Below are 24,403 nucleotides of genomic sequence, written 5' to 3'. Positions count from 1 at the left end.
CGGTGACGGGGGCCTTTCGCATCATGCGGGCACGACCGGCACCGCGTGCCAGATGTCGCGCATGTATCCCCGGATCGTCCGGTCGGACGAGAAGAACCCCGACCGCGCGATGTTCAGGGCCGCCATCCGGTCCCAGGCCGCATGATCGGCATAGGCCCGGTCCACCGCCCGCTGCGTCGCGAAATAGCTGTCGAAATCGGACGCGACCAGGAACGGGTCGTCGTTCCAGGTCCGGTCCAGCAGCGTGTAATAGCTGTCGGCCCGGCCGAACTGACCTTCGGCGATCAGCTGCAGGGCGATCTTCATGTCCTCGGACGCCTCGATCGCGGCGCGGGCATGGCCGGGGCGGGCCTTCTCGGCCGCGGCCTCCTCGGCGGTCAGGCCGAACAGGAAGAAGTTCTCGGGGCCCACATGCTCGCGGATCTCGACGTTGGCGCCGTCCAGCGTGCCGATGGTCAGCGCGCCGTTCATGGTGAACTTCATGTTGCCGGTGCCCGACGCCTCCTTGCCCGCGGTGCTGATCTGTTCGGACAGATCGGCGGCGGGGATCAGGTCCTCGGCCATCGAGACGTTGTAATTCGGCGGATAGGCGATCTGCAGATATTTTGCCGTGACCGGGTCGTTGTTGATCTTGGCGGCCACGTCGTTGATCAGGTGGATCACCGACTTCGCCAGCCAGTATCCCGGCGCCGCCTTTCCGCCGAAGATCTTGACGCGGGGCGTCCAGTCGCCGTTCGGGCTGTCATGGATGCGCTTCCACAGGGCGATCGCCTCCAGCACGTTCAGCAGCTGGCGCTTGTATTCGTGGATGCGCTTGATCTGGACGTCGAAGATCGCGTCCGGGTCGGCCTTGACGCCCAGCCCCGCCAGCAACCCGTCGGACAGGGCGACCTTGTTGGCGCGCTTTGCGCCCCGCAGATGTTGCAGGAAGGTCGCGTCGCCGGCATGGGTTTCAAGTCCCGCCAGCTGGTCCAGGTCCTTGGTCCAGCCGGTGCCGATGGTGTCGTCCAGAAGCCGCGTCAGCGCCGGGTTCGACATGCGCAGCCAGCGGCGCGGGGTCACGCCGTTGGTCTGGTTCACGATCCGATCTGGGTGCAGCTTGTGCAGGTCGGCAAAGACCGTGTCCTTGACCAGATCGGTGTGCAGCGCGGACACGCCGTTCACGCGGCCCGCCATGATGAAGGCCAGTTCTCCCATGTGGACCTGGTCGCCATGCACGATGCCGATATGGGCGGGGCGGTTGGTGGTCTTGCGGTGATCCTCGTCGATCATCTGGATGATCTGCATGTGCCGGGGCAGCACGCGGCCCATCAGCCAGGTGGACCACCGCTCCAACGCCTCGGGCAGCAAGGTGTGGTTGGTATAGTTCAGCGTCCGCCGCGCCAGGTCCTGCGCGCGGTCGAAGGCCAGGCCATGCACGTCCATCAGCAGGCGGATCAGTTCGGGCCCGGCGATGGCGGGGTGGGTGTCGTTCAGCTGGATCGCGACCTTGTCTGGCAGGATCTCCAGGTCGCCATGTTCGGCCAGGAACCGTGCCAGGATGTCCTGCAACGCGGCCGAGGTCAGGAAATATTCCTGCTTCAGCCGCAATTCCTTGCCCGATTCCGTGGTGTCATCGGGGTAAAGAACGCGCGACAGCGTGCGGGCAAGCGCCTCGGGTTCGGCCGCAGCCGTGTGATCGCCCGCGTTGAAGCGCTTGAGGTCCAGCAGCGTCGTCGGATGCGCCCCCCACAGCCGCAGCGTGTTGGCCCAGTCCCCGCCCCAGCCGATGACCGGCGTGTCATAGGCACGCGCCACGACGCTTTCGCCCGGATGCCAGACGGCATGGCCGTCGACCGTGTCGACATGACCCTTGAACCCGATCTCGTAGCTGTAGTTGATGCGCACGAATTCCCACGGATGCGGCTGGTTCAGCCAATCCTCGGGGGTCTCGACCTGCTGGCCGCCCTCGAAGCGCTGGCGGAACAGGCCGTGCTCATAGCGGATGCCATAGCCGAAGGCCGGGCAGGACAGCGACGACAGCGATTCCAAGAAACACGCCGCCAAACGCCCCAACCCGCCGTTGCCCAAGGCCGCGTCGGGTTCGTCGTCCAGGATCACCTGCTCGTCCAGACCCAGCAGGGTCAGCGCCTCGCCCATGGCGGGCTCCAGGTTCAGGTTGATGATCGCATCGCCCAGGATGCGGCCGATCAGGAATTCCATCGACAGGTAATAGACCCGCTTGGCGCCCTGGTCGCGGGCGGCACGGATGGCGCCGACCCAGGGGCCGACCATCAGGTCGCGCACCGTATAGCTGACGGCAAGGCGCCAATCGAAAACGGTTGCGAATTCCGGGCCGCGGCCCTGGGTGTGGGTCAGGTGATGCAGGATCTGATCGCGCAGATCCTGTGCCGACAGGGATTGGGTCACATTCCGCCTCTTGCGCAGGGAAAAATCAGGACAACCAGACGCGGCCATAGGGTGGCAATGCCAGCATGTCGTCATGCAGCGTCACCGTCGCGTCCGACAGAATGTCGCGCATGTCCGTCACGCCTTGAAAGCGCAACCAGTCGCCGCTGACCTGTTGCCAGCTTTCCGTGAAGTTGAAAAGACACAGAATGCCGCCCTGGGGCGCGCGGCGTGCGAATGCCAGCAGCGCGGCGTTGCCGCAGTCCAGAATTTCGGTCGGATGCCCGCCATGCAGGCGGTCGCAGGACCGGCGCGCGGCCAGGATGGCGCGGGTGCCGTGCAGGACGCGGCCCTCGGGCGTGGCGGGGTCGGCGCTTGCGCGGGCGGCGCGGTCCCAGTCCATGGCGGGGCGGTTGATCCAGCGGCTGTCATGCGCATGCTCGGGTACGTCCAGATAGCCGTGGTCGTTCACCATCGCCAGTTCGTCCCCCATGTAGATCAGGGGGATGCCGCCGAAGGACGCGATCAGCGCATGGCCCAGCAGGATGCGGTCCACGGCCCGGTCGACCGCCAGCGGATCGCCCGCGGCCAGCCCGGCCTCCAGCCCAGCCAGTGCGGCAAAGCTGCCGGCAATGCGCTTGTCGCCGGTCTCGGGGTTCTCCTGGAACAGCACGCCGCGGGCGAAGCTGCCCGGATAGCTGCCGTCATAGAAATCTGACAGGAAGGCGCGATGCGCCGCCCCCGACAGGCCCAAGGCGCCCGCATCCTCATCCGTGATCGCCCATCCGATGTCGTCGTGACAGCGGATGTACGTTGCATAGGTCGCGTTCGTCAGCACGCGCGGGAAATGCGTGCGCAGCACATGTGTCATCAGCCGCGTGTCGCGCGTGGCCAAGGCTGACCAGTACTGGACCATCAGGCTGTTGTGATAGCAGAGGTTCCCCTCGCGCCCGTCATGTTCGCCGCGCCCGAAATAGGTCAGCATCTCGGCCGGGCCGACGATGGCCTCCTCCAGGTGGATCACCGCGCTGGCCGCGATCCGGGTGCATGCGCGCAAGGCGCGCAGGATCAGGTGGACTTCGGGCTGGGACTGGCAGGTGGTGCCCATGCGCTTCCACATGAAGGCCACCGCGTCCAGGCGCAGAACATCGACGCCCTTGTTGGCCAGGTTCAGCATGATCCGCACAATCTCCAGGAACACCCGCGGGTTGGCCCAGTTCAGGTCCCATTGATGGGCGTTGAACGTGGTCCAGACCCATTTGCCGAATTCGGGGTGATGGGTGAAGCTGCCCGGCGCGGTCTCGGGAAAGATCTCGATCAGCGACGCCTCATAGGCGCGGGGCAGCGTGTCGTCGTCGAACATCAGGTACATGTCCTGGTACTCCGGATCACCCGCCGCCGCGCGCCGCGCCCATTCGTGCTCCTGCGCGGTGTGGTTCAGCACCAGATCCACACACAGCGACATGCCCCGTTCGCGCAGGCTGCCCGCCAGCCGCGTCAGGTCGGCCATGCGCCCGAAGGCCGGGTTGATCTGGCGATAGTCCATCACCGAATAGCCGCCATCGCTGTCGCCCGGCCGCGGCATCAGGCAGGGCATCAGGTGGACATAGCTGATGCCCAGATCGCGCAGGTAATCCAGCCGGCCATGCACCCCGGACAGCGTCCCCGCAAAGCGGTCGATGTAGAAGACATAGCCCGCCATGCCAGACCGCTGGAACCAGTCGGGCTCCAGGTCGCGCATCAGGTCCAGGCGCTTCAGGTCGGCGGGGCGCGCGGCCCAGCCCTCGCGCAGCGCGGCCTCCAGCTCGGCGCAGAAGGCGTCGTAATCGGGGCGATCGCCGTACAGGCGTTCCAGCATGGGCCACAGGTCGGGCGCGCTGCGCGCGAGGCGCATGTCGAAGATCGAGGGGGCTTGGGTCATGATACGCTCGGGGTGGTCAGCACGAAGGCCGCGACGCTGTCGGCGGCGATGGGTTCAAGGTCCTGGGCAGGCAGGTCCGGGTCGTCGTCCCGCGCGCTGTCCAGGCGGCGGCGCCAGCGGCCATCGGGCGCGTCGGGCAGGCGGACCTGCGCCTCGGGGCCGTTGTTGAAGACCAGGAAGACCGCTCCCGGCAGGGCCGCATAGGCGGGCGTGCCGGATGCCATGCGCATCTCGGCCGCCAGCAGGCGGCAGTCGGGGTCGTTCCAGTCGTCGGGCGTCATCGGCGCGCCGTCGGCCCGGCGCCAGAACAGGTCAGGCAGCCCGTCCTGTTCGCGCGGCTGGCTGTGCAGGAAACGCTTCTGCCGCAGGATCGGATGCGCGCGCCGGAACGCGATGACGCGGCGCACGAAGTCCAGGAAGGCCGGGTCCGCGCCGTCCCAGTCGACCCAGCCCGTCGGGTTATCCTGGGCATAGGCGTTGTTGTTGCCGCCCTGGCTGTTTCCCAGCTCGTCGCCGGCCAGCAGCATGGGCGTGCCTTGGGACAGCATCAGCGTGGCGATCAGGTTGCGGCGGCGGCGGTCGCGCGCGGCGGTGATCGCGGGATCGTCGGTCGGGCCCTCGGCGCCCATGTTGTCGGACAGGTTGTGGTTGTGGCCGTCGCGGTTCTCCTCGCCGTTGGCCTCGTTGTGCTTGTCGTTGAAGCTGACCGTGTCCATCAGCGTGAAGCCGTCATGGGCGGCCACGAAATTCACCGAACTGGTCGCGGGGCGACCGTCATGGTCGAACCGCGCGGCCGATCCCGCCACCCGCTTGGCAAGCTTGCCGATCAGGCCCTGATCGCCCCGCCAGAACCCGCGGATCTGGTCGCGATAGCGGTCGTTCCATTCGGCAAAAGGCGCGGGATAGGCGCCCAGCTGATAGCCCCCTGACCCGATGTCCCAGGGTTCCGCGATCAGCTTGATGCGGTTCAGGACCGGGTCCTGGCGGATGGCACGAAACAGCGGCGCGTCGCGGTCGAACACGCCGCGCGTGCGCCCCAGCACGGATGCCAGGTCGAAGCGGAACCCGTCCACATGCATCACCTCGACCCAGTAGCGCAGCGAATCCATGACCAGCCGCAGCGTGAAGGGGCTGTCCAGGTTCAGCACGTTGCCGGTGCCCGCATCGTTGACATAGAACCGCCGATCCTCGGCCAGGCGGTAATAGGACGCGTTGTCCAGCCCGCGGAACGACAGGGTCGGGCCCAGTTCGTTGCCTTCGGCGGTGTGGTTGTAGACGACGTCCAGGATCACCTCGATCCCGACCTTGTGGAACCGTGCGACCATCTGCTGGAATTCGGCGATGTCGCCCGTCTGCATGTAGCGCGGTTCCGGCGCGAAGAACCCATAGGACATGTAGCCCCAGAAATTCGTCAGCTTCCTGTCGGTCAGAAAGCGGTCGTCGGCAAAGGCATGGACGGGCAGCAGCTCGATCGCGGTGACGCCAAGCCGCGTCAGGTGATCCAGGACGGGTTCGGACGCCATCGCCAGATAGCTGCCGCGATGCCCGATATCGGTGCGCCCTGCGGTCAGTCCCTTGACATGCGCCTCATAGATCACCGTCTCCGACAGGGGCCGGTGCAGGGCACGGTCGTCGCCCCAGGCGAAGCTGGGGTCCACGACCACCGACTTCGGCATGTGCTGCGCGCTGTCGCGGCGGTCGAAGGACAGGTCGGCATCGTGGTGCCCGACCCGGTATCCCATCAGCGCGTCATGTGCGGCGGGCCGTCCCGTCAGCCGCTTGGCATAGGGGTCGATCAACAGCTTGCGCGCGTTGAAGCGATGCCCTTCGTGGGGGCGATAGGGGCCGTGCATCCGAAAGCCGTATTTCTGGCCGGGGCGCAACCCCTCGACATGGCCGTGCCAGACATGGCCCTCGCGTTCGGGCAGATCGACCCGCGTCTCTCGGTTGCGTTCGTCGAACAGGCACAGCACGGCGCGTTCGGCATGCTGAGAGAACACCGCAAAGTTCACCCCCGCGCCGTCGAAGGTCGCACCCAGGGGCGTGGGGCGCCCTGCGGTCATCGCGATGGTCTGGGTCATGACGGATGGGTCAGCCTTGCATAGAGATCGGCATAGGCACGGGCCGACTGCCCCCACCCGACGGGATGGGCCATGGCGTTGGCCTGCATCCGGGACCAGGTGTCCCGGTCCGCGTAAAGGGTCGCCAGCCGCATCAGCGCCCCGCGCAGCGCCACCGCCGTGACGGGCGCGAACTGGATGCCCGTGGCGACGCCGCGCGCCAGCCCCGCGGGGGAGGCGTTGATGACCGTGTCGGCCAGCCCGCCGGTCAGCGCGACGACCGGGATGGTGCCATAGCGCAGTCCGTACATCTGCGTCAGCCCGCAGGGTTCGAACCGCGACGGCACCAGGATCGCGTCCCCCCCGGCGATCAGCCGATGAGAGAACGCCTCGTCATAACCGATGCGCACGGCCACGTTGGGGTTCGCCGCCGCCTGCCGGAACGCCTGTTCCAAGCCCGGATCGCCCGACCCCAGGACCGCCAGCTGACCGCCCGCCGCCATCAGCGCGGGCAGCGTCTCCAGCACCAGGTCCAAACCCTTCTGATGGGTCATCCGCGACACGATCACGCAAAGCGGCCCCTCCGCCTGCGGCAGGCCCAGCTCCGCCTGCAACGCGGCCTTGGCGGCGGCCTTGCCCGCCGGGTCGGCGAAAGGAACGATAGCCGGGTCGGTCGCGGGGTCCCAGGCCTGTTCGTCGATGCCGTTCAGGATGCCGGTCAGGGCGGCCTGCCGGTGGCGCATGACCCCGTCCAGCCCCATGCCGAATTCGGGCGTCATCAATTCGTCAGCATAGCTGGGCGACACGGTGGTCAGCGCGTCCGCGCCCATCAGCCCGGCCTTCAGCGCCGAGATGCCGCCCCAGAACTCGTATCCCTCGCTGTAGAACCGCGCGGGGTCCAGGCGCAGCGAATGCAGCCGCCCCGGATCGGTCGACCCGGTGAAGGCGATGTTGTGGATGGTCAGCACCGTCCGCACATCGGCCCCGCCCATGCGCGGCAGGTATTCGGTCATGAAGCCCGCCTGCCAGTCGTGACCGTGCAGCACCTGGGGGCGCCATCCGGTCGCGCCATGGGCCGCGACATGCGCGCCCACCCAGGACAGCGCGGCAAAGCGTTCCGGGTTGTCCGGCCAGTCGCGCCCGTCGGGGCCCAGATAGGGGTTGCCGGGGCGGCCATACAGATGGGGTGCGTCGATCACCAGCAGGTCCAGCCCCGCGCCCCGCCCCTGCAGCAGGACCGCGGGCCCGCCGAACAGGTCGTCGAAGGCATGAACGGCCTCGGCTTCCTGCAGTGCGGCCATCACCGCCGGATAGCCGGGGACCAGGCTGCGCATGTGGACGCCCACGCCCGCCAGGGCGGCGGGCAACGCGCCCGTGACGTCGGCAAGCCCCCCGGTCTTGACCAGGGGGGCGATCTCGGAGGCGACCGACAGCACCCGTATCACAGGGATGCCGCCCGCCGGTCCAGCATGTCCTGGGTGATCAGGGTCACGCCGCCCTCGCTGACGCGGAACCAGCGGGCATCGGCATCGGGGTCCTCTCCGACGATCAGGCCCTCGGGGATGACCACGCGGCTGTCGATCACGACGTTGCGCAGCCGGGCATGGCGGTTCACTGTCACGTAGGGCAGCACCACAGCGTGATCCAGGACCGCATAGCTGTTCGTGTGCACCTCGGTGAACAGCAGCGAATTGCGCACCTCGGTCCCCGAGATGATGCAGCCCCCGGACACCATCGACGACACGGCAAGGCCGCGGCGGTCGGTCTCGTCATGGATGAACTTGGCGGGCGGCACGCTTTCGGAATAGGTCCAGATCGGCCAGTCGCGGTCCCACAGGTTCAGGTCCGGGGTAAAGTCGGTCAGCGCGATGTTGGCCTGCCAGAAGGCGTCGACCGTGCCCACGTCCTTCCAATAGGCCGGCGCATGCGCCTCGCGCACGCAGGACGTGTCGAACCGATGCGCCATCGCCTTGCCGTTCTTGACGATATCGGGGATCAAGTCGGTGCCGAAATCGTGGCTGGAATTGGGGTCCTGCGCATCGCGCAGCAGCAGGTCGCGCAGGAAGGCCCAGTTGAAGACATAGATGCCCATCGAGGCCAGCGCCTTGTCCGGCTCGCCCGGCATGGCGGGCGGATCGGCGGGCTTCTCCAGGAAGGACACGATCCGACCCGTGGCGTCCACGTCCATCACGCCAAAGGCCGTGGCCTCCATCCGGGGCACGGTCAGGCAGCCCACGGTGACGTCCGCGCCGCTTTCGACATGCTCGCGCAGCATGATCTCGTAGTCCATCTTGTAGATGTGGTCGCCCGCCAGGATGACGATGTAATCGACGTCGTAATCGTCCACGATGTCGATGTTCTGGGTGACCGCATCGGCCGTGCCGCGGTACCAATGGTCCTCGGACGTGCGCTGGCTGGCGGGCAGGATGTCCAGGAACTCGTTGCGTTCGGCCCGGAAGAAGTTCCAGCCGCGCTGGCAATGCCGGATCAGGCTGTGGGCCTTGTACTGCGTGGCGATGGCGATCTTGCGGATGCCGGAGTTCATCGCGTTCGACAGGGCAAAGTCGATGATGCGGGTCTTGCCGCCGAAATAGACGGCGGGCTTGACGCGCCGGTCGGTCAACTCTCTCAGGCGGCTGCCGCGGCCCCCCGCCAGCACGAAGGCCATCGCGCGGCGCGTCAGCCGTTGCGTTTCGACCATGGTTCTCTCCTCCCTCATGAAATCAGCCCTCGGCCACGAAGATCACGACCGACAGCGGCGGCAGCGTGACCGCCATGGACGCGGGCTGGCCATCCTGAGCCGCACCATCGGCCAGGACCCCGCCCAGATTGCCCATGCCGCTGCCGCCATAGATCGCGGCATCGGTGTTCAGCGCCTCGCGCCAGCGCCCCGCCTGCGGCACGCCGATGCGGAAATCGGGGCGCGGCACGGGGGTGAAGTTGCAGACCACCACCACCGGCGGATCGCCCGCATCCCCGCGCCTGATCCAGGCATAGGTCGATTGCGCGGGATCGGTCGCGATCCACTGGAACCCCTCGGGCTCGGCATCCTTGACATGCAGCGCGGGCGTGCCGCGATAAAGCCCGTTCAGGTCGCGCACCAGCGCCTGCACGCCCTGATGCATCGGCTGGCTGGCGGCGTGCCAGTTCAGCTCGCCGTTGTGGTTCCATTCCTCGGGTTGGCCGAACTCGCAGCCCATGAACAGCAGCTTTTTCCCCGGATGCCCCCACATGAAGCCGTAATAGGCGCGCAGGTTGGCGAATTGCTGCCATTCGTCGCCGGGCATCTTGTGCAGCAGGCTGCCCTTGCCGTGAACGACCTCGTCATGGCTGATCGGCAGGATGAAGTTCTCGCTGAAGGCGTACATCAGCCCAAAGCTCATCAGGTCGTGGTGATAGCGGCGGTGGACCGGATCGCGGCTCATGTAGCGCAGGGTGTCGTTCATCCAGCCCATGTTCCACTTGAAGCCAAAGCCCAGCCCCCCCGCATCGACCGGGGCCGACACCTTGGGGAATGACGTGCTCTCCTCGGCCACGGTCATGATGCCGGGCTGTTCGCCGTAAGCCTCGATGTTCATGTTCTGAAGGAACGCGATCGCCTCATAGTTCTCGCGCCCGCCATCCTTGTTCGGAACCCATTCGCCGGCCTTGCGGGAATAGTCGCGGTACAGCATCGACGCCACCGCATCCACGCGCAGCCCGTCGATATGGTATTCGTCCAGCCAATAGACGGCGTTCGCGGTCAGGAAATTCTGCACCTCGATCCGGCCATAGTTATAGATCAGGGTGTTCCAGTCCTGATGAAACCCCTCGCGCGGGTCGGCATGTTCGTAAAGCTCCGTCCCGTCGAAGCGGGCCAGGCCATGCGCGTCGGTCGGGAAATGCCCCGGCACCCAGTCCAGCAGCACCCCCAGCCCCGCCTGGTGCGCCGCATCGACCAGGTCGCGGAACTCATGCGGCGGACCGAAGCGGATCGTCGGCGCATAAAGGCCCACCGGCTGATAGCCCCATGACCCGTCAAACGGAAATTCGCTGACCGGCATCAGCTCCAGATGGGTGAAGCCCATGTCCTTGGCATAGGCGACCAGATCCCGCGCCATCTCCTGATAGGAGAGCGGCCGCCCGCCATCGTCGTACTTGCGCCGCCAGCTGCCCGGATGGACCTCATAGATGCTGATGGGGGCGCGGCGATCCTGCGCCCGCGCGCGCCGCGCCATCCATTCGGCGTCCTTCCAGCCATAGCCGGTGATGTCGCGCACCACACTGGCCTTCTCGGGCGGATGCTGGCTGCCGAAACCCACCGGGTCGGCCTTCAGCATGACCCCGCCATGGGCGTCCAGAACCTCGTACTTGTAGAGGGTGCCCTCACCCAGGCCGGGCAGGAAGATCTCCCAGAACCCCTGGCCCACGCGGCGCATCGGATGACGCCGGCCGTCCCACCCGTTGAACTGGCCCACGACCGACACCCGCCGCGCATTGGGCGCCCAGACCGCAAAGCGGGTCCCTGCGACGCCCTGATGGGTGGTCACATGCGCGCCCAGCACCTGCCACAGCCGCTTGTGCGTGCCTTCGGCCAGCAGGTGCAGGTCCATCTCGCCCAGCACGGGCGCGAACCGATAGGGGTCGTCAAAGGTCCATTCGACGCCGCCGCCCGACCGGGCCTTCAGCCGATAGGGACCGGCCGGGATCGGGCCGGCGAACAGATCGCCCGCCACGCGCGGCAGATCCGTCTCTCCATCGGGCCCCACGGCCGACAGTGCGGCCAGGTCGGGGTGATAGACGGTCAGCCACTGACCGTCGCCGAACGGGCGCGGTCCCAGAATTGAAAACGGTTGCGAACATCGCCCCTGGGCCAGCAGGGCCTGATCTTCGGGGCTAACATGCGGAGGATTCTTGCTTTTGTCCATGCGGCCCACCTTAGCCCGATCACAGATTCGGGCAATCGTCTGGTTAACGCTAACACCTCCTTTTTGATCCCGCTATAGTCATCCGCGACGACAGGATTTTCCGGAAAGGTATCGATGATGGCGGAATGGTGGCGCGACGCGGTGATCTATCAGATCTATCCCCGCAGTTTTCAGGACAGTGACGGCGACGGCATCGGCGACCTGCCGGGCATCACGCGCCGGCTGGACCATGTGGCGGGCCTTGGTGTGGATGCGATCTGGCTGTCGCCCTTCTTCACCTCGCCGCAGAAGGACATGGGCTATGACGTGTCCGACTATACCGGCGTCGACCCGCTGTTCGGCAGCATGGCCGATTTCGACGCGATGGTCGCCCGTGCGCACGCCCTGGGCCTGAAGGTCATCATCGACCAGGTCATCAGCCATTCCAGCGACAAGCATCCCTGGTTCGAGGAGAGCCGCCGCGACCGCACCAACCCCAAGGCCGACTGGTATGTCTGGGCCGACCCCAAGCCCGACGGCACCCCGCCCACGAACTGGCCCTCCGTCTTCGGCGGCCCGGCCTGGGAATGGGAGCCGCGCCGGCGCCAGTACTACCTGCACAACTTCCTGATCGAGCAGCCCGACCTGAACATGTGGAACCCCGCGGTCCAGGACGCCCTGCTGGACACGATGCGATTCTGGCTGGATCGCGGCGTCGACGGGTTCCGGCTGGACACGGTCAACTACTACTTCCACGACGCCAAGCTGCGCGACAACCCGCCCAATCCCGACCACAAGGGCCCCGAGACCTACGGCTTTCAGCGCCACGTCCATTCCAAGAACCAGCCCGAGAACATCGCCTTCCTGGAACGCATGCGCGCGCTGACCGATGAATACGACGCCCGCATGATGGTCGGAGAGGTCGGCGACGGCGGCCAGACCGCCATCGACATCATGGGCGATTACACCCAGGGCGATGACCGCCTGCACATGTGCTACAGCTTCGAGATGCTCAGCCCCGACTTCACCGCGCGCCATTTCCGGCACACGATCGAGGGCGTGCACGATCATGCCCCCGACAGCCATTCCTGCTGGTCCTTCTCGAACCACGACGTGATCCGGCACGTGTCCCGTTGGGCCGACCATGCGCAATCCCCCGAGGCGCTGGCACGGCAGGCGGCGGCGATGCTGCTGTCCTTCCCCGGCACGATCTGCCTCTATCAGGGAGAGGAGCTGGGCCAGACCGAGACGACCCTGGTCTATGAGGAACTGACCGACCCCCCCGCCCTGCGCTTCTGGCCCGAGGTCAAGGGCCGCGACGGCTGCCGCACGCCGATGGTCTGGGATCAGGGCGAACCGCATGCGGGGTTCTCGGACGCGGCGCCTTGGCTGCCGGTCAAGGACGACCAGGCGGTCCGCGCCGTAGCGCATCAGCAGAACAGCAACGACAGCGTGCTGGCCGCCTATCGCGGCACGATCGCCTTCCGCAAGGCGTCCGATGCGCTGCGCTTCGGCGAGACCGCCTTCCTGGACATGCCCGAACCGATCCTGGCCTTCCGCCGCGACCATGACGGGCGGGCGCTGACGGCGGTGTTCAACCTGTCGCGCACGCCCCTGTCGGTGGCGATCGCGGGCGATACCGGCCTCAGCGGCCCGGTCAACGCCACGCTGGAGGGCGGCACGCTGCACCTGCCGGCGAACGGCTTCGCCTGGCTGACGGGTGCGCCGGCGCTGACCGCCTAAGATACGGGTGGCTGGGGCCTCAGGGCTCCGGCCGCCGCCACACGAACAGGGCCAGCCCCAGATAGATCCCCGCGGCCCCGAACAGCATGGCCCAGGCAGGACTGCCCGACCACAGCTCCAGCCCCGCCCAGATCAGCGGCAGGATCACGCAGATCACCCGCACCCACAGCGGACGAAAGAACGGCGCATCGGGATCGACCAGCTTCATGGCACACCTTCCAGGGGCTTGGGGGGGCGGGGGGTCCGGGGGGCTGGCCCCCCGGCCGTCGCGGGACGCACCAGGCCGCGCTGCCATGGCGGGTCCTCGGCAAAGGCCGCCGCGATGTGATCGACGAAAGCGCGCGTCTTGCGGGGCAGCGGCCGGATCGGCGGCCAGACCACGCTGATCGGCAGCGGATCCTGCGCCAGGTCCGGCAGCACCTGCACCAGCCGCCCGTCGCGCAGCGCGTCATGGACGATGAACAGCGGCAGCAGCGCCAGGCCCAACCCGCCGATGGCCAGATCGCGCATCGCCTCGCCGTTGTTGGCCGACACCCGGCTCTGCCGGGGCGGCGCGACCTGGGCGCCAAAGGGCCAGATCTCGGCCAGCCGCGCGTTCAGGTATCCGATGACCTCGTGCCCCGCCAGATCGCCGGGCGCCCCGACCGCGCCGTGCTGCGCCAGGTAATCGGGACTGGCCACCAGGGCGCGCGGATCCTCGCACAGGCGGCGCGCCATCAGGCTGCTGTCCTTCAGATGCCCGATGCGCAGCCCCAGATCGAACCCCGCCCGCCCCAGGTCCATATGCCGGTCATCGTAATCCAGCACGATCTCCAGCCCCGGATGGGCGCGCGCGAAACCCGCGATCACCGGGCCCAGGTGGCGGATGCCGAAACTCATCGGCGCCGCGATGGCCAGCCGCCCGCGCAGCGCGGCCTCGGGCGCGGCGGCGCTTTCGGTGGCGGCGACCAGTTCGGCCAGCGCCGGGCGCAACCGTTCGGCCAGGGACAGCGCGCTGTCGGTGGGCGCGATGCGCCCGGCATGCCGGGTGAACAGCGCGACGCCCAACGCGGCCTCGAAATCGGTGATCCGCTTGCTGACCACGGATTTCGACAGGTCCGACCGCGCCGCGGCACCCGAGATGCTGCCCGCATCCAGCACCGACAGAAAGGTCCGGATATCCGTGATCGTCCAGGTCATGGCGCACCCTAGCACGCCGCCGGTCGTTCGCAAGAACCGAACGCGGCGTTGCCGCGCGCATGGGTGCCGCGAACGCCCCGCCTGCGCCATATTCCCTTCAAGCAAGGAAAGGAGCCTGCCATGCAGCTGACCGGAATCCATCACCTGACGGCGATCACCGCCAATGCGCGGGGCAACAACCAGTTCTATACCCAGACCCTTGGCCTGCGCCGGGTCAAGAAGACCGTGAACCAGGACGACACCTCGGCCTATCATCTGTTCTTCGCTGACGGGGCGGGCAGCCCCGGCACCGACATCACCTTCTTCGACTGGCCCGCCGCGCCCGAACGCCGCGGCACGAACGCGATCACCCGGACGGGGCTGCGCGTGGGCGCGGACAGCCTGGATTACTGGGCCGACCGCCTGTCGGGCCTGGCCGGCAAGATCACCACGCTGGACGGCCGCCCGACCCTGGATGTCGAGGATCCCGAGGGTCAGCGCCTGCGCCTGATCGCCGCCCCCACCCCGGCGGGCCAGCCCTGGGATCGCAGCGACGTGCCCGCCGAACACCAGATTCACGGGCTGGGGCCGATCACCATCTCGGTTCCCGAACTGGCCCCGACCCAGACCGTGCTGACCCAGGTCATGAACATGCGCCTAGTGCGCGATTATGCCAGCCCCGATGGCCAGGGCCAGGTCCATGTCTTCGAGATGGGCGAGGGTGGTGCCGCGGCCGAACTGCATGTCGCGGTCCAGCCCGGCCTGCCGCAGGCGCGCCAGGGCGCGGGCGGGGTGCATCACGTGGCCTTCCGCGTGCCCGATACCGCCGCCCTGACCGCCTGGACCGACCGCGTGGCCCGGTTCCGCGTACCCAGCAGCGGCGAGGTCGAGCGGTTCTATTTCCGGTCGTTGTATTTCCGCGAACCCGGCGGCAATCTGTTCGAACTGGCGACCGACGGGCCGGGCTTCGACGTGGACGAACCCTTCGAGACGATGGGCGAGGGCCTGTCCCTGCCCCCCTTCCTGGAGGGCAAGCGCCAGCAGATCGAGGCCGGGCTGAAACCCCTGGCCTGAACGCAAGGAGAGACGCGATGACCACGATCCTGGGACTTTCCGGCAGCCTGCGTCGGGCATCGCTGAATTCCGGCCTGCTTCGGGCGGCGGCGGATGCCGCCCCCGAGGGTGTGACGATCACCATCGGCGACATCGCGCAGGTGCCGCTCTATGATGGCGACCTGGAGGCCGCGTCGGGCATTCCCGCCGCGGTCACGACCCTGACTGACCAGCTGGCGGCCGCGGACGCGCTGCTGCTGGTCAGCCCGGAATACAACAACGGCGTGCCGGGCGTGTTGAAGAACGTCATCGACTGGATGTCGCGCGGCCAGGGCATGGCCATCTTCAAGGGCAAGCCCGTGGCCGTCATCGGCGCCTCTCCGGGCAATTTCGGAACCGCGCATGCGCAGTCGCATTGGCTGCCGGTGCTGCGGATGCTGGCCACCCGCCCGTGGTGGGAGGGACGGCTGATGGTGTCGCGCGCGGGCGATCTGTTCGACGACCAAGGCAACCTGACGGACGACAAGACCCGCGAAAGGCTGGCCGAATTCGTGGCGGGCTTTGCCGGCTCGATCGGCGGCGGCCGGTCATGACCGGCATCGCCCATGTCGCGCTGACCGTGCGCGACCTGCCCGGCATGGCGCGGTTCTATCAGACCGTGCTTGGGCTGGAGCCGATGGGCGCGGACGGGGCACAGCGCGATCTGGGCGCGGGCGGGCAGGTGCTGATCCGCCTGTCGGGCGATCCCGCCGCCATCCCGCGCGATCCGCGTGACGCAGGCCTGTTCCACACCGCCTTCCTGCTGCCCGACCGCGCGGCCCTGGGCCGTTGGCTGCGCCACGCCGCCGATACGGGCGTGCGGCTGACCGGCGCATCGGATCACGATGTCAGCGAGGCGCTGTATCTGGACGACCCAGAAGGCAACGGCATCGAGATCTATCGCGACCGGCCTGCCTCGGACTGGACCCGAGACGGCGACCGCGTGCGGATGGTCACCGAACGGCTGGACCTGAACGATCTTGCGGCCGCCGCGGACGGGCCCTGGCAGGGCGCGCCCGCCGGGACCCAAATCGGCCATGTCCACCTGCAGGTCGGGGCGATGGACGCGGCCGATGACTTCATGCAGGGCACGCTTGGCCTGACGCGCACCCATGATGCGCCGGGCGGGGGGTGGTACGGCTGGAACGGCTATCACCACCATCTGGCCGCGAATGTCTGGAACAGCCGGGGCGCCGGTCCCCGCCCCGACGGCCGGACAGGGCTGGATCACGTCGCCTTGACCGGATTTCCGGAAAAATCCGCCGCCGTGGCGGACCCGTTCGGGAACCGGTTCGAATTTGTCTGAGTTATAGCGCCGTACACAGTCTGACCAGTGCGCCCCGCCTCCGGCCAAGACCGGAGGCGGGGCTTTTTCATGCCCCGGGGCCGGCCATCCAGGCGCTGGCCGCGGCCAGGTCCTCGGGGGCGATCTCGTGTCCCGCCGCGATCGTGCGGGCGTCCAGATCGGCCCCGCTTGTGGCCAGCCAGTCGTTCAGCGCCGGGGCGTAATGCCCATAGGGGTCGCGCGCCCCCTGCAGCGTCAGAACCCGGACCCCCGACAGGTCGGCCCGTGGCACCGGGTCCAGCACCAGCATCGGCCGGATCAGGATCGCCCGCGCGATCAGCCCCGGATGCAGCGCCATCACCGCCCCCGCAAAGTTTGCGCCGTTCGAATAGCCCAGCACCGTCAGCCGCGCGGGGTCGAGGCCATAGGCCGCCATCGCACCCTCCCAGAAGCCGGCAAAGGCCGCGGCTTCGGACCGGATGTCGTCCTGGTCAAAGCTGGCCATGGACAGGCGCCGGAAGAACCGGGCGACGCCCTCCTCGGTCGACCGGCCGCGCAGGCCCAGCAGGGTGGCGCGCGGCGCGATGCGATGCGCCAGCGGCATCAGGTCGGATTCCGATCCGCCGGTGCCGTGCAGCAGCAGGATCACCGACCCGTCTGCATCGTCGGGGGTGTGGATGCGGTGGATGAAGGGCAGATCGCGCATGGGGGTCCTTTCCTCGCCCGGGCGGGCGAATTGCGGCAGGCGCAGCCGCAGGTCGGTGTCGTCGGTCATGTGCGGCGGGACCTTCAGGGTCCGGCCAAGGTCGTCCTCGTCCACGGCCATGCCGGGACCGTCGGTCGCCAGTTCGATCAGGATGCCCGCAGGATCGCGGACATAGAGAGAGGTGAAGTACAGCCGATCATGGACCGTCACATCGGTCAGCGCGGCCCGGTGCGCGTCGATCGCCGCGACATCGGGCACGCGCAGGGCGACATGGTCGATCACCCCGGTTCCCGGAATGCCCGGCACGAACCCTGCCGTGTCGCGGATGTCGATGGCGTCGCGGTTTGATGCCAGGCGCGTCACGCCGCCTTCGATGCCTTGGGGGGCATAGCCGAAGCGTGCCAGGAACGCCGCCGTGGCCGGGGCGTCCTGCGACCACAGGGTCACGCCCTGCAGGCGGGCGGGGGCCGCGGGCCAGCCGGTATCGGGGATGTCCCCGCCCACCAGCTTGACGATGATCCCGTCCGGGTCGCGCAGGCGCAGGACCGGCGCACCGAATTCGCGGACCGGCCCCTCGACGCGCAAGCCGCGCTGCATGGCGCGGGTCAGCCAGTCGCCGATCCGCGCGCGGGGGATGGCCAAGGCGATCTCGGCCACCTGTCCGTGTCCCACGCGACCGGGCGCGCCGTCCTGCCAGACCAGGAAGCTGACCAGCGACCCGGGCGCGCCCGTGGCATCGCCATAGAACAGGTGCAGCTGTTCGGCATCCTCGAACCCCGCGGTCTGCTTGACCAGCGACAGGCCCAGTAAGCCCATCCAGAAATTGACATTGGCCTGCACGTCGCGCGTGATGGCCGTCACGTGATGAAGTCCCGTCATGGCGACCTCCTTTCGGGATCCAACATGCCCGTGACGGTCGTTCGGCGCCACGGGGGTCGTGCGCAACCCGGCGTTCGCACAGGCCGAACGCCTGCACGCTTGCCCGACGGCCCGCAAACCCCCACCCTTGGAAACAGCACAGGAGAGAACGCCATGAGCTGGAACCCCGCCCTGACCCCCGGATGCCCCGACGCCGTCGGCGCCGATGCCATCGAGACGCTGATCATCCCCCGCGCCCGCGACCTGGGCGGGTTCGAGGTGCGCCGCGCCCTGCCCGCCCCCAAACGCCAGATGGTCGGGCCGTTCATCTTCTTCGACCAGATGGGCCCGGCGGAATTCCTGACCGACCAGGGCATCGACGTGCGTCCGCACCCCCATATCGGGCTGGGCACGGTCACCTATCTGTATCGGGGCAGCTTTCAGCATCGGGACAGCACCGGCGCCGACCAGATCATCACGCCGGGCGCGCTGAACTGGATGGTGGCGGGGCGCGGCGTGACCCATTCCGAACGCAGCCCCGACGCCGTGCGCGCCGGGCCCAGCAGCCTGCTGGGCATCCAGACCTGGATCGCCCTGCCGGAGACGCATGAGGACATCGCCCCCAGCTTCGAACATCACGCGGCGGGCGCGCTGCCCGAGATCCGCGACCAGGGGATCGAGGCGCGACTGATCCTGGGCCGCGCCTATGGCGAGACAGCGCCCGCGACGATGCATTCTGACACGTTCTATCTGGACGTGACGCTTGCCGCCCGCGCCCGCTTTCCCCTGCCCGTCGATCACGAGGATCGGGGAATCTACATCACCGAGGGCAGCGTCAGCATTGCCGGGCAGGAGTTCCAGGCCGGCCAGATGATGGTGTTCCGCCCCGGCGACGCGATCACGGTGGCGGCGGGCGACCGGGGCGCACGGCTGATGGCGCTTGGCGGTGCCACGCTGAACGGGCCGCGCCACATCTGGTGGAACTTCGTCGCGTCGTCGCGCGAACGGATCGAGGCCGCGAAACAGGAATGGCGCGAGGCGCGTTGGGGGCAAGGACGGTTCGACCTGCCGCCGGGCGACCGCGACGAACATATCCCCTTGCCATGACGGAGAAACACATGCCCAAGACCCCCCACGAGGTGCTGGAGTTCTGGTTTTCGGACCAGATGCGCCCCTATTGGTTCGCCAAGTCGGACGACATCGACCGCGACATCGCCGCCCGTTTCAGCGACACCTACGAGGCCGCGCATGCCGGGCGGCTGGACGACTGGATGGACGCGCCCGACAGCGCACTGGCGCTGGTGATCGTGCTGGACCAGTTCCCGCGCAACATCTATCGCGGCGGGCCGCGCAGCTTCGAATCGAACGACCTGGCGCTGCGCCACGCGCGGACCGCGCTGGACATGGGCCATGACGTGGGCCAGGCCCCCGACCGGCGGCAGTTCTTCTATCTGCCGTTCATGCACAGCGAGGATCTGGCCGACCAGACCCGGTCGGTGGCGCTGTACGAAGACCTGGGCAACGACCATTCGCTGCATTTCGCGCGCGAGCATCGCGACATCGTCGAACGGTTCGGCCGCTTTCCGCATCGCAACGCGATCCTGGGCCGCGACAGCACCCCCGAGGAGGCGGAGTTCCTGAAGACGCATAGCGGCTTCTGATCTTGCCGATGCGGCGCGGGCGTCCTAGCCTGCGCCGCATGGACAGCCTGCCCTGCTTTTACGCACCCGACACCGCCGCCCACGATCCCCGGTTCTGGATGCTGCGCGGGGTGCCGATGGTGAACAAGGAAACCGCCGAACGCGCCGAACGCCTATTGGCGGGCATCGCCGCCGCGGGGTTGACCGCGACCGATCCGCCGGTGGCAGACCGCGCCCCGATGCACGCGGTTCACACCGCGCGCTATCTGCACTTTCTGGAAACCGCATGGGACGAATGGCAGACGGCCCCCGGCGCGGGGGCCGAGGTCGTGGCCAACCTGCATCCGCAGAAGGCCGACCAGACCTATCCGTCGGGGATCACCGGGCGGGCGGGCTGGCACATGGCTGATACCGGCTGTCCGCTTGGTCAGCACACCTATGCGGCGGCGCTGCGCGGGGTGGACACCGCACTGGCGGCCAGCCGCGCGGTGCTGGACGGGGCGGGCGCGGCCTATGCGCTGTGCCGTCCGCCGGGGCACCATGCCGATGCAGACACCGCGGCGGGGCACTGTTTTTTGAACAATTCCGCCATCGCCGCGCAGGCCCTGCGCGCGGTGCATGACCGCGTCGCCATCCTGGACATCGATGTCCATCACGGCAACGGCACGCAGCAGATCTTTTTTGACCGTGCCGACGTGCTGACCGTGTCCGTTCATGGCAATCCAGACGCGTTCTATCCCTTTTATCTGGGCCATGCGCATGAGGTGGGGCCGGCCGGCACAAACCTGAACCTGCCGCTGCCCCTGGGATCGGACGATGCCGTCTGGCTGGACGCCATCGACCGCGCGCTGGACCGCATCGCGGGTTTTGCGCCGGGCGCGCTTGTCCTGGCCCTGGGGCTGGACGCGCACGAGAACGACCCGTTTCGCGGGCTGCGCGTCACCACCCCGGGTTTCGCCCGCGCCGCCGCCCGCATCCGCGCCGCGGGCCTGCCCACCGTCATCGTCCAGGAGGGCGGCTATCTGTCCGAGGATCTGACGCACAACCTTGCCAGCTTTCTGCGGGGCTGGATCGGCACCGCCTGAGCGTTCTATAGCGGTCCGGGAACGGGGGACCCTCATGCGCATCTGCATCATCAACACGGGCGGCACGATCAGCAGCACGGGCCAGCCGCTGGCCCCGATGGCGGCGGACCGCTTTGCCCGCGCCGCGCAGGATCTGCTGGGGCCGGCGCTGGCGGCGGCCCTGCCGGGGGACGCGCTGCATTTCGACACGGGACTGCGGTTTTCGAATGACGGGCCCGGAACGCTGGACAGCACCGACCTGCGCCCCTCCGACTGGTGCCGGATCGCGCGGCGGGTGCTGGACCTCTACGCCGACCACGACGCCTTCGTGATCCTGCACGGCACCGACACGATGGATTACACCGGCGCGGCGCTGCCTCTGCTGCTGAACGTGTTCGACGATCTGGGGCTGGCCCGCGCCGCGCTGTCCAAACCGGTGATCCTGACGGGCGCACAGCTGCCGCTGTTCACCGACACCCCCGCCGGTCTGGTCCTGAACGCGGGCAGTGATGCGCTGGCCAACCTGACCGGCGCACTGTCCTGCGCCCGCCTGCGCCTGCCCGAGGTCGCGATCTTCTTCGACGGACGCCTGCTGCGCGGGTGCCGCGCACTGAAGGTGTCGACGACACGCTTCGCGGCTTTCGACAGCCCGCATCTGGCGCCCCTGGCGGAACGCGGCATCGGCATCCGCCGGGGCACGGTCGCGCCCCTGCCCGGCCCCGCCGCGCCCGACCTTGCGCTGGACTCGCCCGCGGCCCATGCGCGGGCGATGGCCCAGCTGGACGCGGTGCAGGCCTGCATCGACGATCAGCGCGTGGTGCAGATCACGGCCGTGCCCGCCGATCACCGCGCCGCCGCCCCGATGCTGGCGCAGCAGGTGCGCGCGGCGCTGGATCAGGGCGCGACCGGCCTGCTGCTGGAGGGGTTCGGCCCCGGCAATGTCCCCGCAGGAGATGGCGCGATGGCGCAGGTGCTGGCGGATGCGGACGTGCCCGTGCTGATCGCCAGCCGCGTGATCGGCGGGCAGGTAGGCGCGTTCGATTATGCCGCCGGGGCCTGGATCGCGGCGACAGGCGCCGTCGCGGGGGGCGACATGACGCCCGTCGCGGCGCTGGCCAAGATGGTTGTCCTGACCGCGGCCGCGCCCCATCACGGGTGGGACCGCGCCACGCTGGCCGCCCTGCTGGCGCGCGGGCCGACCGGGGACTGTGCGCCCACCGACCGGATGGACGGCCCGCTGTGGCCCGGACAGGTGCTGACCTGCGGCCCCGTGCGGCTGGAGAACGACCCCGATGCCGGGCCGCGGCTGATGCGGGGCGGCGCGGTCCTGTGGCAAGCGCCGGGGCCCGGCGTGCTGCGGATGCAGGGCGACCGGCTGGCGCTTATCGGTCACGACGGGGCGGTGCTGTGGTCCGGCCCCCCCGCCCCCGGCGCGGTGGCGATCCTGTCGGACGATTCTCCGGCGCTGCGCATGATCGACCCCGCCCATCGCGCCGCCCCCGTCACCGCGCTTGCGGGCTGACACCCGCCCGCGCTAGCAAGCCCCAGCAAGGAGACCCCGATGCCGCTGATCCATGTCCTGAACGGTCCGAACCTGAACCTGCTGGGCCAGCGCCAGCCCGAGGTCTATGGCCACGAGACGCTGGCTGATCTCGAGGCGCTGTGCCGCAAGGCCGCCGCCCCGCATGACATCCGCTTCCTGCAGTCGAACTGGGAAGGTCAGATCGTCGACTGGATCCACGAAGCCCGGCTGGAAGCCGCGGCCATCGTCATCAACCCGGCGGCACTGACCCATACCTCGGTCGCGGTGCTGGATGCGCTGAACGCCTTCGACGGCCCGGTGATCGAGGTCCATATCAGCCAGGTCCACAAGCGCGAGGCATTCCGCCACCATTCGTTCGTGTCAAAGCGCGCCGACGGGGTGATCGCGGGGCTGGGGCTGAACGGCTATGCCGCAGCCCTGCGCCACGTGGCGGGCCTGATCGGCTGAGACGAAAAGACCGCCGGACCTGGCCGCAGGGAGGAGGGGGGCGGCAGGACCGGCGGCTTTCCGAAGTGTCCGTGGCCGGACCGGGAGGAGGACGCCACAAAGCATCTGCTTCATAGGTCCACCATGCGCCGGACCCGCGCCCCTGTCAGCGCAGGCCGCGCCGCTTGGTCAACCGGGACGTGCGCTGCCACGGGACCGGGCGCAATTTGAGGGTATTGCCCGATCCTTGGGCACACCCCGCGCGAATCACCGCGCCGTCAGCGCCTCCAGATAGGTGCGCGACCACCAGGCGACATCATGGTCCACCACGCCTTCCAGCAAGGCGGCATGGCGGTCGCGGCGTTCGGCTTGCGACATCCGCATCGCCTGGGCCATCGCGACGGCCAGATCGTGCGGGTCGTGGGGGTTGATGATCAGCGCCTCGGCCATGGTCTCTGCGGCCCCGGCAAAGCGCGACAGGATCAGCACGCCCGGATCGTCGGGGTTCTGGGCGGCGACGTATTCCTTGGCGACCAGGTTCATCCCGTCGGCCAGCGGCGTGACCAACCCGATGCGCGCCTGCCGGTACAGCCCCGCCAGAACGGGACGCGGGAACGGCCGGTGAATGAACCGGATCGGCGTCCAGTTCAACGTCGCGAACTGGCCGTTGATGCGTCCGGCCAAGTGTTCGGTCTCCTCACGGATGTCCTGATAGGCCTCAACCTCGCCGCGCGTCGGGGGCGCGATCTGCAGGAACGAGATCTTCTCGTGCAGGTCGGGGATCTTTTCCAGCAGCAGCTGATAGGCCCGGAACCGCTGCGGGATGCCCTTGGAATAATCCAGCCGGTCGACGCCGATCATCATCTTGGCCCCGGTCAGCAGGCGCATGCGGTCGCTGTCGGGGGCGTCTGCCGCCTCGGTGATGAAGGCCGCGGCGTCGATGCCGATCGGAAAGACCTGCGTGCGGACCATGCGTCCCGACAGCCGGAAGCGGTCCGGCGCGACCTGATCGCCGTCCGCCAGCTGGCGCGCGCTTTCGGCAAAGGCGCCAAGGTCGCGTTCGGCCTGGAACCCCAGCAGATCGTAATGGGACAGCCAATCGAACAGCTGCGCGGGGTTGGGCAGGGCCGCGCAATCGGCCGGACCCGGAAACGGAATGTGCAGGAAATGGCCGATCGGGTTTTCCACCCCCAGGGCGCGCAGTTCGGCGGCCAGCGGGAACAGGTGATAATCCTGCACCCAGATCCGGTCATCGGGGCGCAGGACCGGCAGCAGCATCCGCGCGATGCGCTGGTTCACCCGTGCATATCCATCCAGGTATTCGGGCCTGATGCGCATCAGGTTGGGGCGCCCATGACACAGCGGCCACAGGATGGAGTTGGAATAGCCCAGATAGTATTCGTCATGCTCTTGCGGGGTCAGGTCAAAGGACAGCCGCTGGAACGCCGCGCCCGGATGGTCCTGCAGGTCGGGCGCGGGATCGTCCGTCACCTCGCCCGAGAAACCTACCCATACCCCGCCGGAACTGCGCAGCGCATCCTCCAGCGCCACCACCAGCCCGCCCGAGGGATCGTCCCCCAGCGGCAGGCGGTTCGAGACGACGATCAGGCGCGGTTCGGTGGACATGGGCATT

At 68.4% G+C, this 24,403-nt stretch carries 19 protein-coding genes; 9 read left to right on the top strand and 10 right to left on the bottom strand.

Features of this window, described 5'->3' with window-relative positions; all coding sequences use genetic code 11:
• Positions 1 to 21: 21 nt before the first annotated feature.
• Genes EOJ32_RS03045 through glgB form a run of 6 tightly spaced genes read right to left on the bottom strand, consistent with a single transcriptional unit; the run spans position 22 to position 11,276 of the window.
• A complete protein-coding gene (locus EOJ32_RS03045; protein ID WP_127897663.1) occupies positions 22 to 2,457 on the bottom strand; it encodes a glycogen/starch/alpha-glucan phosphorylase in 2,436 nt (811 codons plus the stop codon).
• Positions 2,435 to 4,309, bottom strand: a complete 1,875-nt coding sequence (locus tag EOJ32_RS03040; RefSeq protein WP_127897662.1) for an amylosucrase — start codon at positions 4,307 to 4,309, stop codon at positions 2,435 to 2,437. The genes EOJ32_RS03045 and EOJ32_RS03040 overlap by 23 nt, the downstream gene beginning before the upstream one ends.
• Positions 4,306 to 6,390 (bottom strand): glycogen debranching protein GlgX, encoded by a 2,085-nt coding sequence (gene glgX, locus EOJ32_RS03035; RefSeq protein ID WP_127897661.1) that lies wholly within the window; start codon positions 6,388 to 6,390, stop codon positions 4,306 to 4,308. The genes EOJ32_RS03040 and glgX overlap by 4 nt, the downstream gene beginning before the upstream one ends.
• Entirely contained in the window at positions 6,387 to 7,814 is a 1,428-nt protein-coding gene (gene glgA / locus EOJ32_RS03030; RefSeq protein ID WP_127897660.1) for a glycogen synthase GlgA, read from the bottom strand. Before glgA ends, glgX begins: the two co-directional genes overlap by 4 nt.
• On the bottom strand, positions 7,811 to 9,070 hold the full coding sequence (glgC, locus tag EOJ32_RS03025; protein WP_127897659.1) for a glucose-1-phosphate adenylyltransferase: 1,260 nt from the start codon (positions 9,068 to 9,070) through the stop codon (positions 7,811 to 7,813). Before glgC ends, glgA begins: the two co-directional genes overlap by 4 nt.
• A gap of 22 nt (positions 9,071 to 9,092) precedes the next feature.
• Positions 9,093 to 11,276: a 1,4-alpha-glucan branching protein GlgB gene (glgB, locus tag EOJ32_RS03020; RefSeq protein WP_127897658.1), complete on the bottom strand. Its 2,184-nt coding sequence runs from the start codon at positions 11,274 to 11,276 to the stop codon at positions 9,093 to 9,095.
• A gap of 117 nt (positions 11,277 to 11,393) precedes the next feature.
• Between glgB and EOJ32_RS03015 the strand changes: the two genes are divergently transcribed.
• Positions 11,394 to 12,998, top strand: a complete 1,605-nt coding sequence (locus EOJ32_RS03015) for an alpha-glucosidase (RefSeq protein ID WP_127899263.1) — start codon at positions 11,394 to 11,396, stop codon at positions 12,996 to 12,998.
• A gap of 19 nt (positions 12,999 to 13,017) precedes the next feature.
• Here EOJ32_RS03015 and EOJ32_RS03010 read toward each other — a convergent pair whose 3' ends face one another.
• The gene (locus EOJ32_RS03010) at positions 13,018 to 13,206 is read right to left on the bottom strand and encodes a hypothetical protein (protein ID WP_127897657.1); all 189 of its coding nucleotides are present in this window, start codon (positions 13,204 to 13,206) and stop codon (positions 13,018 to 13,020) included.
• Positions 13,203 to 14,177: a LysR family transcriptional regulator gene (locus EOJ32_RS03005; RefSeq protein ID WP_127897656.1), complete on the bottom strand. Its 975-nt coding sequence runs from the start codon at positions 14,175 to 14,177 to the stop codon at positions 13,203 to 13,205. Before EOJ32_RS03005 ends, EOJ32_RS03010 begins: the two co-directional genes overlap by 4 nt.
• Before the next feature lie 120 nt (positions 14,178 to 14,297).
• On the opposite strand from EOJ32_RS03005, the gene EOJ32_RS03000 reads away from it, so the two are divergent.
• The 3 genes from EOJ32_RS03000 to EOJ32_RS02990 are packed head-to-tail and all read left to right on the top strand — an operon-like array spanning position 14,298 to position 16,554.
• A complete protein-coding gene (locus EOJ32_RS03000) occupies positions 14,298 to 15,230 on the top strand; it encodes a ring-cleaving dioxygenase (RefSeq protein WP_127897655.1) in 933 nt (310 codons plus the stop codon).
• Positions 15,231 to 15,247: 17 nt separating this feature from the next.
• On the top strand, positions 15,248 to 15,802 hold the full coding sequence (locus EOJ32_RS02995; RefSeq protein WP_127897654.1) for an NADPH-dependent FMN reductase: 555 nt from the start codon (positions 15,248 to 15,250) through the stop codon (positions 15,800 to 15,802).
• Complete coding sequence (locus tag EOJ32_RS02990; protein ID WP_127897653.1) at positions 15,799 to 16,554, top strand: VOC family protein; 756 nt, start codon at positions 15,799 to 15,801, stop codon at positions 16,552 to 16,554. The genes EOJ32_RS02995 and EOJ32_RS02990 overlap by 4 nt, the downstream gene beginning before the upstream one ends.
• Before the next feature lie 67 nt (positions 16,555 to 16,621).
• Here EOJ32_RS02990 and EOJ32_RS02985 read toward each other — a convergent pair whose 3' ends face one another.
• Positions 16,622 to 18,118, bottom strand: coding sequence for a VOC family protein (locus tag EOJ32_RS02985; RefSeq protein ID WP_127897652.1), 1,497 nt, complete (start codon positions 18,116 to 18,118; stop codon positions 16,622 to 16,624).
• A 153-nt stretch (positions 18,119 to 18,271) separates the two neighbouring features.
• On the opposite strand from EOJ32_RS02985, the gene EOJ32_RS02980 reads away from it, so the two are divergent.
• From EOJ32_RS02980 to aroQ, 5 genes are read left to right on the top strand one after another with little or no spacing between them, the layout of a single operon-like run.
• Positions 18,272 to 19,204 carry a pirin family protein gene (locus tag EOJ32_RS02980; RefSeq protein ID WP_127897651.1) on the top strand — a complete coding sequence of 311 codons (933 nt, stop codon included), beginning with the start codon at positions 18,272 to 18,274 and terminating at the stop codon, positions 19,202 to 19,204.
• Between the two features lie 11 nt (positions 19,205 to 19,215).
• Positions 19,216 to 19,758, top strand: a complete 543-nt coding sequence (locus tag EOJ32_RS02975; RefSeq protein WP_127897650.1) for a DUF924 family protein — start codon at positions 19,216 to 19,218, stop codon at positions 19,756 to 19,758.
• 8 nt (positions 19,759 to 19,766) lie between these two features.
• Positions 19,767 to 20,822 (top strand): histone deacetylase family protein, encoded by a 1,056-nt coding sequence (locus EOJ32_RS02970; RefSeq protein WP_240542532.1) that lies wholly within the window; start codon positions 19,767 to 19,769, stop codon positions 20,820 to 20,822.
• A 34-nt stretch (positions 20,823 to 20,856) separates the two neighbouring features.
• Positions 20,857 to 22,323 carry an asparaginase domain-containing protein gene (locus EOJ32_RS02965; RefSeq protein WP_127897649.1) on the top strand — a complete coding sequence of 489 codons (1,467 nt, stop codon included), beginning with the start codon at positions 20,857 to 20,859 and terminating at the stop codon, positions 22,321 to 22,323.
• A 39-nt stretch (positions 22,324 to 22,362) separates the two neighbouring features.
• Entirely contained in the window at positions 22,363 to 22,791 is a 429-nt protein-coding gene (gene aroQ, locus EOJ32_RS02960; protein ID WP_042250123.1) for a type II 3-dehydroquinate dehydratase, read from the top strand.
• 246 nt (positions 22,792 to 23,037) lie between these two features.
• Here aroQ and EOJ32_RS02955 read toward each other — a convergent pair whose 3' ends face one another.
• Positions 23,038 to 24,396, bottom strand: coding sequence for a trehalose-6-phosphate synthase (locus EOJ32_RS02955; RefSeq protein ID WP_045981574.1), 1,359 nt, complete (start codon positions 24,394 to 24,396; stop codon positions 23,038 to 23,040).
• Between the last annotated feature and the right edge of the window lie 7 nt (positions 24,397 to 24,403).

Origin of the sequence: Paracoccus sp. Arc7-R13 (assembly GCF_004010775.1) — a bacterium.
In the GTDB taxonomy this organism is placed as follows: Bacteria; Pseudomonadota; Alphaproteobacteria; order Rhodobacterales; family Rhodobacteraceae; genus Paracoccus; species Paracoccus marcusii.
Note: the sequence above shows the minus strand (reverse complement) of the source record. Positions and strands in the feature narration are given on the sequence as shown.